At 75.4% G+C, this 12,862-nt stretch carries 11 protein-coding genes and 1 pseudogene; 6 read left to right on the top strand and 6 right to left on the bottom strand.

Going from position 1 to position 12,862, the window contains the following annotated elements; translation table 11 throughout:
- The 3 genes and pseudogenes from ECOMGDLI_RS35130 to ECOMGDLI_RS35710 all read left to right on the top strand — a co-directional run.
- The coding region (locus ECOMGDLI_RS35130) for a hypothetical protein (RefSeq protein WP_088321131.1) at positions 1 to 972 on the top strand (972 nt) is incomplete at its 5' end.
- A gap of 164 nt (positions 973 to 1,136) precedes the next feature.
- A pseudogene (locus tag ECOMGDLI_RS37125) lies at positions 1,137 to 1,651 on the top strand (DUF6221 family protein); the annotation flags it as partial.
- Positions 1,652 to 1,772: 121 nt separating this feature from the next.
- Complete coding sequence (locus tag ECOMGDLI_RS35710) at positions 1,773 to 2,984, top strand: amidohydrolase family protein (protein ID WP_233153740.1); 1,212 nt, start codon at positions 1,773 to 1,775, stop codon at positions 2,982 to 2,984.
- 12 nt (positions 2,985 to 2,996) lie between these two features.
- Here ECOMGDLI_RS35710 and ECOMGDLI_RS33240 read toward each other — a convergent pair whose 3' ends face one another.
- On the bottom strand, positions 2,997 to 3,443 hold the full coding sequence (locus ECOMGDLI_RS33240; protein WP_088321130.1) for an oxidoreductase: 447 nt from the start codon (positions 3,441 to 3,443) through the stop codon (positions 2,997 to 2,999).
- Positions 3,440 to 5,473, bottom strand: coding sequence for a S9 family peptidase (locus ECOMGDLI_RS33235; protein WP_088321128.1), 2,034 nt, complete (start codon positions 5,471 to 5,473; stop codon positions 3,440 to 3,442). The genes ECOMGDLI_RS33240 and ECOMGDLI_RS33235 overlap by 4 nt, the downstream gene beginning before the upstream one ends.
- A 173-nt stretch (positions 5,474 to 5,646) precedes the next feature.
- Here ECOMGDLI_RS33235 and ECOMGDLI_RS33230 point away from each other — a divergent pair, with 173 nt between their 5' ends.
- Positions 5,647 to 6,672 (top strand): uroporphyrinogen decarboxylase family protein, encoded by a 1,026-nt coding sequence (locus tag ECOMGDLI_RS33230; protein WP_198955412.1) that lies wholly within the window; start codon positions 5,647 to 5,649, stop codon positions 6,670 to 6,672.
- A gap of 86 nt (positions 6,673 to 6,758) precedes the next feature.
- Here the strand turns inward: ECOMGDLI_RS33230 and ECOMGDLI_RS33225 are convergent, their stop codons facing one another.
- On the bottom strand, positions 6,759 to 7,613 hold the full coding sequence (locus ECOMGDLI_RS33225; RefSeq protein WP_088321125.1) for an SDR family oxidoreductase: 855 nt from the start codon (positions 7,611 to 7,613) through the stop codon (positions 6,759 to 6,761).
- A 123-nt stretch (positions 7,614 to 7,736) separates the two neighbouring features.
- Here ECOMGDLI_RS33225 and ECOMGDLI_RS33220 point away from each other — a divergent pair, with 123 nt between their 5' ends.
- Positions 7,737 to 8,153 carry a helix-turn-helix domain-containing protein gene (locus tag ECOMGDLI_RS33220; protein WP_088321123.1) on the top strand — a complete coding sequence of 139 codons (417 nt, stop codon included), beginning with the start codon at positions 7,737 to 7,739 and terminating at the stop codon, positions 8,151 to 8,153.
- A gap of 23 nt (positions 8,154 to 8,176) precedes the next feature.
- Here the strand turns inward: ECOMGDLI_RS33220 and ECOMGDLI_RS33215 are convergent, their stop codons facing one another.
- Positions 8,177 to 9,082 carry an alpha/beta fold hydrolase gene (locus ECOMGDLI_RS33215; RefSeq protein ID WP_198955411.1) on the bottom strand — a complete coding sequence of 302 codons (906 nt, stop codon included), beginning with the start codon at positions 9,080 to 9,082 and terminating at the stop codon, positions 8,177 to 8,179.
- 30 nt (positions 9,083 to 9,112) lie between these two features.
- The gene (locus ECOMGDLI_RS35125; RefSeq protein WP_158221247.1) at positions 9,113 to 9,826 is read right to left on the bottom strand and encodes a hypothetical protein; all 714 of its coding nucleotides are present in this window, start codon (positions 9,824 to 9,826) and stop codon (positions 9,113 to 9,115) included.
- 154 nt (positions 9,827 to 9,980) lie between these two features.
- Between ECOMGDLI_RS35125 and ECOMGDLI_RS33205 the strand changes: the two genes are divergently transcribed.
- Positions 9,981 to 10,580 (top strand): TetR/AcrR family transcriptional regulator, encoded by a 600-nt coding sequence (locus ECOMGDLI_RS33205; RefSeq protein WP_088321118.1) that lies wholly within the window; start codon positions 9,981 to 9,983, stop codon positions 10,578 to 10,580.
- A gap of 42 nt (positions 10,581 to 10,622) precedes the next feature.
- On the opposite strand, the gene ECOMGDLI_RS33200 is transcribed toward ECOMGDLI_RS33205, so the two are convergent.
- Positions 10,623 to 12,707, bottom strand: a complete 2,085-nt coding sequence (locus ECOMGDLI_RS33200) for a hypothetical protein (protein WP_198955410.1) — start codon at positions 12,705 to 12,707, stop codon at positions 10,623 to 10,625.
- Between the last annotated feature and the right edge of the window lie 155 nt (positions 12,708 to 12,862).

The following is a 12,862-nucleotide window of genomic DNA, read 5'->3' as shown; positions in this document are numbered from 1 at the left end:
CCGAGCCGCGGCGGCGCGTTCTCCACGGCGTGGCTGCGGGCGCGGCTGCCGGAGACGGACGTCGTGCACGTGCTGGGGCTGCGCCCCGGGCAGCACCCGGACGACGTCCGCGCCGCCGTGGACCTGGTGCGCGGCTCGGGCACCCCGCTCGTCGTCACCGGCTACAACCTCGGCGACCCGGACACCCCCGAGGGGGCCCGCCTCGCCGAGCAGCTCGACGTGCTCGTCCCCGCCGCCGACGCGGTCGTCACCCTCACCGAGCCCGCCGCGCAGCAGATGCGCAAGCGCTGGGACGTCGAGCCCGTCGTCCTGCCGCACCCGCACGTCGTGAACTTCGTCCGGATGCGCCAGGACCGGCCGGTCCCGCACCCCTCCGGCCGCGGCCGGCTGCGCGTCGGCACCCACCTCGGCAGCATGCTCGGCGGCCCCGAGCAGGTCGAGCTCGTCACGGCCCTCGCGGACGCCGTCCGCCGCACCCCGAACGCCGACCTCGTCGTCCACGCGCACCGCACCGTCCGCGACGCCGGGGCCCTCAGCTGCTCGGACGCCCTCCAGCACGTCGAGGCGGCCGTCCGGTCCGCCGGCGGCCGGCTCGTGCTCCACGACCGGCTCAGCGACGGCGCCCTCTGGGACCACCTCGCGGGCCTCGACGTCTCCGTCGTCCCCGACCTGCCCGGCGCGCACTCCATCTGGCCGGAGGCCTGCGCCGACCTCGGCACCTGGGCGGTCCTCGCGCAGGACAGCTTCGCCGCCGCCCAGCGACCGTGCCTCACCTACCGCCGGGACGCCGGCCCCGCCGCCCGGGCGGACGACCTCGCCGCGGCCCTCGCGACGGCCGCCTCCACCCCGGCCCCCCGCTCCGACACCGAGGAGCGCTGGAGCGAGCGGGTCCGGATCGCCGAGAGCCTGCGGAGCACGTACGAGGAGATCCTCGGCATCGCGGGCAAGCGCCGGCTGCGCTACACCGCCTGACGACCCCTGAGGTCCCGACACCTCCGGTCCCGACACCTCCGGGCCCGACACCTCCGGGCCCGACACCTCAGGTCCGCGGGGCTCGCGCCGACAGGTGACCCGAAGGACGGTCGCCGGGACCCGGCGCCGCAGCACCGCACCGGTGCCGGACCCGAGGAGGCGACATGGGCCACGAGCTCGTCGACTTCCTGCGGGCACGCCTCGACGAGGAGGAGTCCACCGTCCGGTCCGCGTCGCCCGGGCCCTGGTGGCTCGTCCAGAACCACTTCGAGGGCGACAACGTCGTGCAGGTCCGGTCCGCCCGGACCGAGGGCGACGCGGTCCACGGCCAGTGGACCCTCGTCGCCCGCTTCACCGCGATGCCGGACACCGCGATCACCCGGCTGCGGATGGCCGCGGACAGCGTCTACATCCAAGGGCTGGACCCGGCGCGCGCCCTCGACCAGCTCGAGGCCCGGCGCGCGGTCGTCGAGCTCTGCGCCCGGACCGTGTGCGCCGGGCCCGGGGTCGAGGTCACGCGCCGCGAGCGCCGCCAGGCGACCGCCGTCCTGGTCGCCCTCGTCGCGCCGTACCGCGAGCACGCGGACTTCCGTGCGGAGTGGGAACCGCAGGAGGAGGCCGCCCCCGAGGGCTTCGCGCAGGCGCAGGCCGCCGCCGAGGCGCAGGCCGCCGCCGAGGCNGGCCCGGGCCGCCGCCGAGGCCCGGCCGGCCCCCGCCCCCGTCGCACCGAGGGCTCCCGTCGCGGGGGTCGCGCACGTAGGCTGACCGCTCCCCGCTCCGGTCCCCCCCGGGAGGCAGCCGTGCCCGCAGACCGCCTGCACGCCTACCGCGCCGACCACGCGTTCGACGGCACCCGGATGCTGCCCGGCGGCGCACTCGTCCTCGTGAGCGGGACGACGATCGTCGGTGTCGAGCCCGCCTCCGCCGCCGTGCCCGACGGCTGCCCCGTCACCCACCTGCCCGGCACCACGCTGATGCCCGGGCTCGTCGAGACCCACACGCACCTGTGCGGCGACTCCGGCCCGCGAGCGCTCGAGCAGCTCCCCGAGCTGACGGACGACGACCTCGACGCGATCGTCCGTCGGTCTCTCGCCGAGCAGCTCGACGCCGGGGTGACCGCCGTCCGCGACCTCGGCGACGCGCACTGGACGGTCGTCGACCGGCACCGCCACCACCCCGACGGCCCGACCGTCGTCGCGTCCGGCCCGCCGGTCACCGTGACGGCCGGCCACTGCTGGAACATGGGCGGCGAGGCCGACGGCCCGCAGGCTCTGCTCGCGGCCGTCCGGGAGCGCGCCGCCCGCGGCGCCGACGTCGTCAAGGTGATGGCGAGCGGCGGCATGATCACCGCGACGACCGACGTCACGAAGCCGCAGTACCCGCTCGACGACCTGCGCCTCGTCGTCGAGGCCGCGCACGGCGCCGGGCTGCCCGTCACCGCGCACGCGCACGCCGTCGCCGCCGTAGAGCTGTGCCTGCAGGCCGGCGTCGACGGCATCGAGCACTGCACGTGCGTCGGCGGCGGCCGGCCCGGCATGCACGCCCCGCCGGACCTCGTCGCCCGTCTCGCGGCCTCCGGGGTCGTCGTCTGCCCGACCCAGGGCCACGTGCCCGGCTCGACCTACCCGCCGAACATCCGGGCCGTCATGGACCGCACCGGGATCACCCCCGAGGGCATCGTCGAGCACGTCCGGACCCTCGTCGAGGGCGGCGTCCGGCTCGTCGCGGGCTCCGACTCGGGGATCTACCCCGACAAGCGGCACGGGGTCCTGCCGTGGGCGCTCGTCGAGCTCGTCGAGGCGGGCGCCCCGCCGGTCGACGCGCTCGCCGCGGGGACGGCGCACGCGGCCGACGCGATCGGCCTCGGCGACCGCACCGGCCGGCTCCGCGCCGGGCTCGACGCGGACCTGCTCCTCGTCGAAGGCGACGCGGGCACCGACGTCACGGCGGTCACCCGGGTGCGCACGGTCGTCTCCCGCGGCCGGGTCGTCCGCGGCCCCGGGCCGCTGTAGGGCGGACGGCGGTCAGCCGGCGGCGAGCCCGTCCCACGTCCAGCGCGGGACGCCGTCCGTCGCCGGCCGCTCGACGCCCGGCACCGTGAACTGGGCGACGGCCCAGCGCATGTAGGCGGCCATCGCGGCCCGGAAAGGCGCGTCGTCCGGCAGCCCCGCGTCGTCCATCGCGGCGACGAAGCACGCGACGAACCGCCGTCCCATCTCGGTGAGGTCCTCCTCGACGCAGTGCATGTCGACGACGGCCTGCTGGCTCCCGAGCCCGCGCGAGAAGTCGTCCGGGCCGCCGAGCGCCTCCGCCCAGTACGCCGCGAGCCGGGCGACGTGCTCGGGGTGGTTCGTCGTGTGCGAGAACGGGTGCTCGAGCATCGGGTCGGCGAGGCAGCGCGTGTGGTGGGCGCCCGCGAGCGCCAGCAGCGCCTGGCCCCCGCCGGCGTGGTCGTAGAGCGAGGTGGTCATGCGTCGTCCGTAGGCCGGTCGGCAGGCCCGGCGGTGCGGGCGGGGTGGTCCCAGGTGATCCGGGGCCGCCGGCCGCCGAGCCGGCGGCCGAAGAAGTCGAGGATGATCTGCGCCCGCTGCACCCGGTGCACCGGCGAGCCGCTGCGGGAGAGCTCGTGGCTCTCCTCGGGGAAGCGCCAGTACTCGACGTCCTTCCCGAGCATCCGCAGCGCGAGGTAGAGCGCGTCGGCCTGCTCGACGTGGCAGCGCAGGTCGTTCTCGGAGTGCAGCAGGAGCATCGGGGTCGTGATGTCGCGGACGTAGGTGACCGGTGACATCCGCCGGTAGACCTCGGGGGCGTCGAGGTGCGTCACGCCCATCTCGTAGCGGAACGAGCCCGCCACGTCGGCGCTCCACTCCTCGGACTCGAGGTTGTTCACGGCCCGCTCGCTGCACGCGGCGGCGAACCGGTCGGTGTGCCCGACGAGCCAGCTCGTGAGGAAGCCGCCGTAGGACCCGCCGAGGACGCCGAGCCGCTCCGGGTCGAGGCCCGGGTCGCGGGCGAGCGCGCCGTCGAGCGCGGCGAGGACGTCGTCCGCGTCGACGCCGCCCCAGCCCGAGCCGGGCACCTCGTCCGCCTCGGGCGGCCGGACCTCCTGCGCCCAGGCCTCGGTGCGGCCCGTCGAGCCGTGCGGGTTGGTCCAGACGACCGCGTAGCCGGCGCCGGCCAGGAAGTGGAACTCGTCGAAGAAGGCGTTCGTGTACTGCGCGGCGGGGCCGCCGTGGATCGACAGCAGCACCGGTGTGCGGCCGGACGCCTCGGACGTCGCCGGGCGGGCGGGCCGCAGCAGCCACACGTCGAGGTCGCCGTCGCCCTTCGGGGACGGCACCGTGAACTGCTCGGGGACGCCGGTCGGGACCGCCGCGTGGAAGCCCGCTCCGAACGACGTCAGGCGCCGCTCCACGCCGTCGCGGAGGACGTGCACCTCGGGCAGCGCGCCCGGGTCGGTCGCGGTGAAGGCGAGCGTGCCGCCCGCGAGGTCGTAGCCGGTGACGGCCCGGCGGCCGCCGACGAGCAGCGCGGCGCCGGCGTCGCCGGCCGCCGGCACCCGGTACAGGTGGACGTCGCCGCGGTCCTCGAGCGCGACGACGACGGCGTCGCCGTCCCAGAGCAGCTCCCGCAGCGGCGTGCAGTTGAGGTCGGGACCCGTTGCGGGGGAACGGCTCTCGCCGGTCGCCGGGTCGACGACCGAGAGCCGGGAGAACGACGGCCAGACGAACGAGTCCTCGGTGAGGACGGCGAGCCGGCCGTCCGGGGAGAAGGCGGGTGCGGTGCGGGAGGTCCGCGGTGCGGCGAGCGTGCGCGGCCCGACCGGCCCGCGCACCGCGCGGGCGTCGACGAGGTGGACGTCGGTCACCGGCGTGAGGTCGTCGCCCCGGGCCGCGCAGGTCGCGAGGGTGCCGCCGTCCGGCGACCACGCGGCACCGGCGTGGTCGGGCGGCCCGGCGAGCAGGAGGACCGGTGCGGCGGTGCCGTCGGCGGGGACGACGAACAGCCCGGCGGGCCGGTCGATCGTCCAGCCGACGTCGTCGAGCCGGGGGAAGAGCCGGTCGATCCGCCGCGGCGGGCGCGACCGCTCGTCGTCGCCGTCCGTCCAGCGGCGCGCCCGCTCCCGCGAGACGAACGCGAGACGGGTGCCGTCCGGTGACCACGCGACGTCGGTGAACGCCTCAGGGCGCTCGCAGACCCGGAAGGTCTCGCCCGGCACCGAGAACGGGACGACCTCGAGCGCACAGGTGCCGTCCTCGCCGACCGTCGTCACGGCGACCCGGCTGCCGTCCGGCGACCAGCGGGGCGACCCGGCCCGCCGGTCGCCCGCGGTGAGCGGCCGCGGCGGCTGCGAGCCGTCGGCGGCGGCGACCCACACCGCGCTGCGGTAGCGGTTGCCCGGCAGGTCGACGTGCGTCACGGCGAACGCCACGTGGCCACCGTCCGGCGAGACCCGCGGGTCCCCGACCGTGACGAGCCGGCCGATGTCCTCAGGAAGCATCCGGCCACGGTAGGGCGGATGCCCGGTCGGGGGCGACCGGCCGCACCGGCGCTGCTGCACGCACCGTGCGGGCGCCCCTGGGCAGGCTGCCCCGCGATGTGGTGGGATCCGAGCGCGGCAGCGCAGCCCGCACCCGGTCCGTCCACCCCGGCTGCCGCAGGATGGAGCCCGTCGTGCCCGACCTGCCGCTGTTCCCGTCGTCCCTCGTCGGTAGCTACGCCCAGCCCGACTGGCTCATCGACCGGGCGAAGCTCGCCGGCCGGTTCCCGCCCCGGACCCGCGCCCGCGAGCTCTGGCGGCCCGCACCCGAGTGGCTCGCCCAGGCCCAGGACGACGCGACGCTGCTCGCGATCCGGGCCCAGGAGGCCGCCGGGCTCGACATCGTCACCGACGGCGAGATGCGCCGCGAGAGCTACTCGAACCACTTCGCGACCGCGCTCGAGGGCGTCGACGTCGACAACCCCGGCACCGCGCTCGACCGCAGCGGCCACCCGAACCCGGTGCCCCGCGTCGTCGGCCCGGTCCGCCGGACGCGCCCCGTGGAGGTGGACGACGTGCGCTTCCTGCGCGCCCACACCGACCGGACGACGAAGATGACGATCCCGGGGCCGTTCACCATGGCGCAGCAGGCCCAGGACGACCACTACGGCGACCTCGAGGCGCTCGCGATGGCGTACGCGGAGGCGGTCAACGCCGAGGCGCGCGACCTGTTCGCCGCCGGCGTCGACGTCGTCCAGTTCGACGAGCCCTACCTGCAGGCCCGCCCCGACACCGCGAAGCAGTTCGGTGTCCGGGTGCTCAACCGGGCCCTCGAAGGGCTCACCGGGACGACCGCCGTCCACCTGTGCTTCGGCTACGCCGCGATCATCCACGAGCGCCCCTCGGGCTACTCGTTCCTGCCCGAGCTCGCCGAGGCGACGTGCGACCAGATCTCGATCGAGACCGCGCAGTCGAACCTCGACTGCGCCGTGCTCGCTGAGCTGGCCGGCAAGACGATCATCCTCGGCGTCATCGACCTCGACGACCACGCCGTCGAGGAGCCCGCGACGGTGGCCCGGCGGGTCGAGCGCGCCCTGCCGTACGTGCCGGCCGAGAAGATCGTCGTCGCCACCGACTGCGGCATGAAGTACCTGCCGCGGGAGTCGGCCGAGGGCAAGCTCCGGGCGCTGGCGGACGGCGCGAAGCTGCTGCGCGGCTGACCCGCCACCCGTTCGGGCGCCTCTGAGGCAGACCGCCGTCCGTACCGGCGGCGACCTGCCTCAGAGGCGTCCCCTCCGGCCCGGCGTCAGGCCAGCGCGGTCGCGACGGCGTCGTCGAGCGTCCCCGTCGGCCGGCCGATGAGGCGGCTCAGGTCACCCGTCGTCACCTCGAGCTCGCCGGCGCGGATCGACCGGTCGGTGTCGGCGAGCATCGCGGCGACCGGGGCGGGCAGGCCGGCGCCCTCGAGCACCTTGGCGAGCTGCTCGACCGGCAGCTCGGAGTAGACGACGTCCTTGCCGCTGTGCTTCGCGACGGACGCCGCGAGCTCGGCGAGCGTGAACGACGCGTCGCCGCCGAGCTCGTAGACCTTGCCCTCGTGGCCCTCGCTCGTGAGCACGGCCGCGGCCGCCTCGGCGTAGTCGGCGCGCGGGGCGCCGCTGACCCGGCCGTCGCCCGCGCTGCCGAGGACGGCGCCGTGCTCGAGGTAGGTCGGGATCTGCGGGGTGTAGTTCTCGAAGTACCAGCTGTTGCGCAGGAAGGTGAACGGGACGCCCAGTGCCCGGATGGCCTCCTCGGTACCACGGTGCTCGACCGCGAGCTGGAGCGACGTCGTGTCGGCGTACGGCGCGCTCGTGTAGACGACGGAGGCCCCTGCGTCCTTGGCCGCCCGGGCGGCCGCGGTGTGCTGCTCGACCCGCCGTCCGAAGTCGGTGCCGGAGACGAGGAGGACCTTGTCGGCGCCCTTGAAGGCGTCCGCGAGGGTCGCCGGGTCGTCGTAGTCGATCCGCGCCGTGCGGACGCCACGCTCCGCGAGGTCCGCGAGCTTCTCGACGCTGCGGCCGCCGGCGACGATGTCGCCCGCGGGGACGCCCCTGGCCAGGAGGGACTCGACGGCGAGGCGGCCGAGGTGGCCGGTGGCACCGGTGACGACGACGGACATGTGGAGCTCCTCGGGGTACGGGCGGGAGGTCCCGCCGCTCGGTCTGCTGTCGTCGTCCCACAACCGGCACCCACCCCAGGTACTTCCCAGGATGCAGTACCCACTTCTTGGTAAGGTACTGGCATGACGGTGAGCAACGAGGTCAGGGCGCAGATCAGCGATCACATCGCCCAGCTGCAGACCTACTTCCCCGACCGCGTGCTGTCGTCGGCCTGCCCGTCGCGGGTGGTGCTCGACCACGTGACGAGCAAGTGGGGCGTCCTCGTGCTCGTCTCCCTCGCCGACCGCACCCTGCGCTGGGGCGAGCTGCGCCGGTCCGTGGAGGGCGTCAGCGAGAAGATGCTCGCCCAGACGCTCCAGGTGCTCGAGCGTGACGGCCTCGTGCACCGTCTGGCGCTGCCCGTCATCCCGCCGCACGTCGAGTACAGCCTCACCGACCTCGGCGTCGAGCTCGTCGGGCACCTGCTGCCGCTCATGGGCTGGCTCGCCGCGAACGCGCCGGCGATCGTCGAGAACGCCGCGGCCGCACCCGCCCGCTGACCTGCCTGCACACACCCCGCCGATCAGGCCCCGAAGAACTCCGCGAGCGCGGCGGCGGTGGCCGCGGGCTGCTCCTCGGGGAGGAAGTGCCCGCACGGCAGGGCCTGCCCGACGACCCGTCCCGAGCACTGGGCCTGCCACAGCGCGACCGGGTCGAAGAACCGCTCCACGACGCCGTGCGCGCCCCACAGCACGAGCAGGTCGCAGCCGATCTTCTCGCCGGCCTCCCGCGAGGCGCGGTCGTGCTCGAGGTCGACGGACGCCGCGGCCCGGTAGTCCTCGCACATGGCGTGCACGGCGGACGGCGTGAAGCACCGCTCGTACTCGGCGAGCGCCGTCGGCTCGATGTGGTCCAGACCGCCCGAGCCCCAGCCCCCGAGCGTCGCCCGCAGGTAACCGATCGGGTCCCCGCCGATCATCATCTCGGGCAGCGGCACCGGCTGGATCAGGTGGAACCAGTGGTAGTACGCGGTGGCGAAGCGCTGGTCCGTCGCCGCGTACATGTCGAGCGTCGGTGCGATGTCGAGGACGGCGAGCCGGCTCACCACCCCGGGGTGGTCGAGGGCCATCCGGTGCGCGACGCGACCGCCGCGGTCGTGGCCGGCGACGGCGAACCCTTCGTGCCCCAGTCCGTGCATGAGCCGGACCAGGTCGAGGGCCGTCGTCCGCTTGGCGTAGCCCTCGTGACCCGGGCCGCCGTCGGGCGCGGACGAGTCGCCGTACCCGCGCAGGTCCGGCAGCACGAGCCGGAAGTGCGGCGCGAGCGCGACCGCGACCCGGTGCCACAGCGCGTGCGTCTGCGGGAACCCGTGCAGGAGCAGCAGCGGCGGCCCGTCCGGGCGACCACCGGTGCGCGCGAAGAGCCGGACGTCACCGAGGTCGTACGACGCGGCCTCGAACCCCTCGAACCAGCCCACGGGCGCCTCCACGGCTCGACGGACGACGGTCGGCGGAGGAGATCAGCGGAAGAAGCAGGTCTCCCCGGCGTACACGAGCGTCGCACGACTCGTGGGGGACGCCCCGGCGAGAATCCCGCCGAACCCGTCGGCGTCGACGAACTCGGTGCCGACGGAGCCCTCGCTCGTCGTCGTCCCCGGCCGCCCCGCCGTGATGTCGCGCAGCGTCGAGCCGACCCCCAGACCGTCCGCGGTCGTCAGGCGCCGGCCCTTGGCGCCCTGGTCGGTCCAGCCGACGAACTTCGTGCCGTCCAGGAGCACGGAGAACCCGGCGCGGCCGGCGGAGGAGCGCGGCCCCTGGCCGCACTCCGGCAGGTCGTTCCTCGTCAGCGAGCCGCCGAGCGCGGTGCCGACCGCCGTGACGACGGCGGTGGCGTCGCTGCCGAAGGGCAGGTGCCGGATCGCCGCGTCACCGACGACGTACCCCAGCCCGTCGCTCTCCAGGACGAGGACCGGCCGCGCCACCGGCTTCGTCGTCGTCCGCGTCGTCGACGGGCGCGCCGTCTTCGACGGGCTCGACGGTCTCACCGGGGTCGACGGTGCTGCGGACGACGTCACGGCCGGCGCCGACGACGACGGGGCCGCAGGCGTCGTGGCGGCGGAGGACGCCGCGGCGCCGCTGCTCCCCGATCCGCAGGCCGCGAGCGCGAGCACCGCACCCGCCGTCCCCATCAGGACCGCCGCCCGGGTACCGCCCGACGTCCGGACACGACTCACGCTGCTGCTCCCTCGGTCACCGCCACGGGTCCGGCGCACCCCGGCCCGGCCGCGTCGCCGCGGCACCGTCAGAGCCTGGCACCCCGCACCGCGGCGGAGCGGCGGAACACGCCCGACGGGCGGTCCGCCGCGTGCCGATCACTACCCTGGCGGGGTGCCACGCCTCGTCGACCACACGGAGCGCCGGGCCGGGCTGCTCGCCGCGACCTGGCGGGTCGTCCGCACGCGCGGCGTCGGCGGCACGACGACGCGGGCGATCGCCGACGAGGCCGGCTGCTCGCTGAGCGTCCTCGCGCACTTCCTCGGCGGCAAGGACGACATCCTCGTCGCGGCCCAGACGGCGGTCTACGAGCGGATCGTCGAGCGGGCCTTCACCCTCGGGGGCGACCTCGACGGGCTCGCGGCGCTCCGGGCGGCCTTCGAGGCCGTGCTGCCGCTCGACGAGGAGCGCGAGGCGGACGCGCACGTCAACGTCGCCTTCGCGGGTGCGGCCCTGTCGAACCCGCTCATCGCGCAGGCCCGGCAGAGCAGCCACGCGAGGATCCGCGGCCTGCTGCTCGGGATCCTCGCCGAGGCCCGGGCGCTCGGCGAGCTGCGCCCGGACGTCGTCGACGACGAGGTGGTCGACGGCTTCGTCGTCGTCGTCGAGGGCAGCACCCTGCTCACCCTCGTCGACGGCCGGCACGACGACGGCCGGGTCGAGCGGCTGCACCGGATCGCCGACGCCTTCGTCGACGGCCTGCGCGTGCGCTGACCCGACTCGTCGTCACCGGGCGGGTCGTCACCGGGCGGGTCGTCACCAGGCGACGGCCCGCTCCCACATCGCGGTGTAGGCCTCGGCGCCGCCGAGCAGTTCGCGGCGCAGCTCGGGGCCGTCCGCACCGGCCTCGAGCACGACGTCGACGAGCCAGTCGGCGTAGAGCCCGTACTGCGCGACGCCGTCGGTGTTGAGGTCGAAGGTGCGCCGGCCCATGACGTGCCGGGACACCGTCGTCCCCGCGAGGGAGGTGAACGGATAGGCGAACGGGCGGGTCGTCGACGACACCCGGGGCGGCGCCTGGTCGGCGAGGCCGTTGACGTCGCTGCCGAACCCGTAGCCGGTGATCGCACTGCCGTGCGGCAGCGCCCGCGTGCGACGCCACTCGCCGACGAAGGTCGGCTGCCCGACGACCGCCTCGCCGGCCGCGTGGGCGTACCCAGCGACGAACCCGCCGAGACCGATCACCCGGTCGACGATCGCGGGGTCGGACCACGAGTGGTCCGAGGTGACGCCCGGGTAGTGCGCGGCCTCGAGGATGTCGAGCGTCGCCTGCGCGGTGCGCACGCTCATGTGGTCGATGTGGACGACCATGCCGCGTTCCATGAGCCGGCGGACGAGGTGCTCGCCGAGCGGCGTGAGGCCGCGGACGTTGCACGTGGGCCCGGTCGGGTACACCGGCAGGACGGCGCCCGCGGGCAGCGACATGACGCCGAAGGACAGCAGCCGCGCGAAGTCGTCGTTCGTGATCGGCTGCACCATGTCGGCGGGCCCGGTGCAGCTGCGCACCTCCCACCAGTGCCCCGTCGAGAGCAGGTTGCCGAGGTTGACGGCGGCCCCGGCGACGCCGCCGTCCATCCGGGTGCCGCCGAAGGCGTTGTCGAACTTGTGGACGGGGAAGATCCCGCTCACCCCGAGCGCCTGCATCTCGTCGAGCCCGGCGTCGACCTGGGCCGCGGTGCACTGCGGGACGCCCTTGACCTCCCGGCAGCCGAACGGTTCGGAGATCTCCATCCCGACGAGCACCGCGAGCCTGCCCTGCGCGGCGATGCTCCGGACCTGTGCCGGGGTGGTCGCGATCCGGAACCAGCCCTTGCCCGCACCGCCGTTCTGGGCGTCGACGTAGTCCTGCATCGAGCGCAGGTACTGCGCCTGCGCTCGCACCGACGCCATCTCGTCGCACGAGCCGTCCCGGTAGGGGAACAGCTCGCAGATGACCCGGTTCGTCACGAGCAGGGCGTCGATGACCCGCACGCCGGAGCGGTACGCGCGCTCGATGCTGCGGAAGTACGCCTGCTCGTGGAGCTCGCTGTTGTGCTGGGGCCAGTCGCCGAAGGTCGGCCAGCCGTCCTCGGGCGAGTTCGTGATGTCGGTGCCCGCCAGGACGCCCTCGAGCACCGCCCCGACGTTGAGCGAGCCGTGCGTCGGGCAGCCGGACAGCGCGGTGACGACCCCACCCGGCGACCAGGCCTCGCCGCAGTGCAGCCGGCCGCCGAAGCCGGCTGCCGCGGTGACGTGCATGTGGGCGTCGATCGCCCCGACGATCCTGCCGTTCGCGTCGACCCCCGGCGCCGCCGTCCCGGTGACCCCGGTGGCGACGTCCGGGGGCGTGAAGCACCCGGAGGCGGCCGCGAGCGCGACCGTGCTCGTGCCGCCGCCCGCGCCGAGGCTCCACAGGTAGGAACCGAGCCGTTGGCCGGTGGCCGTCGCGGTGACGGCGTACCGCGCACCGCTCGCGGCGACCGTCCAGTCCGCGCGGTCGCCGTACGTCGTTCCGGGCATGACCCAGTTGAGGACGCTCATGTAGGCGGGCGCCCCGGTGGTGTCGTAGAGCATGTAGCGCGAGAGCTGGGTCGCCTCGAACCGGAACGGGGTGCCCCCTGCGGCGGACGACGTGAACGCGTAGCCGTTGCCGTTGCCGTTGCGGACGACGTAGCCCTGCGACGACGAGCCGGAGAAGACCTGGAGCGTCGCGCACGTGCCGTCGAGGGCGTCCGGGGCGGCGGTGACGGCGGTGGCGGCGACCGCGGCCGGCAGCCCGCCCGCGGCCATGAGGAGCGCTGCGGGGACGAGGGCGGCGGTCGCGACGGCGACGAGACGGCGGCGGAGCGGGGGCGTGGACATACGGCGACCCCTTCGTCGTTGACGGATCATCTGATCCAGTAACGGGAGGATAGGGCCGCCGGGCCCGCAGCGACAGGGGTCCGGGGCGGGCAGTTCGTACGGGTTCGCGGTGACATGCCGAGCACCCGGCGGCCTCCGTGCGGGGAGGCCACCGG

It is taken from the genome of Kineosporia sp. R_H_3 (genome assembly GCF_002198675.1).
In the GTDB taxonomy this organism is placed as follows: domain Bacteria; phylum Actinomycetota; class Actinomycetes; order Actinomycetales; family Kineosporiaceae; genus R-H-3.
The sequence above is the reverse complement of the archived record's forward strand: the minus strand, read 5'-3'. Positions and strand labels throughout refer to the sequence as shown.

Bases quoted from the DNA above. Each gene is read 5' to 3' on its own strand.
- ECOMGDLI_RS33240 (WP_088321130.1), bottom strand. From the start codon at position 3,443: ATGACCACCTCGCTCTACGACCACGCCGGCGGGGGCCAGGCGCTGCTG.
- ECOMGDLI_RS33235 (WP_088321128.1), bottom strand. From the start codon at position 5,473: ATGCTTCCTGAGGACATCGGCCGGCTCGTCACGGTCGGGGACCCGCGG.
- ECOMGDLI_RS33225 (WP_088321125.1), bottom strand. From the start codon at position 7,613: ATGTCCGTCGTCGTCACCGGTGCCACCGGCCACCTCGGCCGCCTCGCC.
- ECOMGDLI_RS33220 (WP_088321123.1), top strand. From the start codon at position 7,737: ATGACGGTGAGCAACGAGGTCAGGGCGCAGATCAGCGATCACATCGCC.
- ECOMGDLI_RS33200 (WP_198955410.1), bottom strand. From the start codon at position 12,707: ATGTCCACGCCCCCGCTCCGCCGCCGTCTCGTCGCCGTCGCGACCGCC.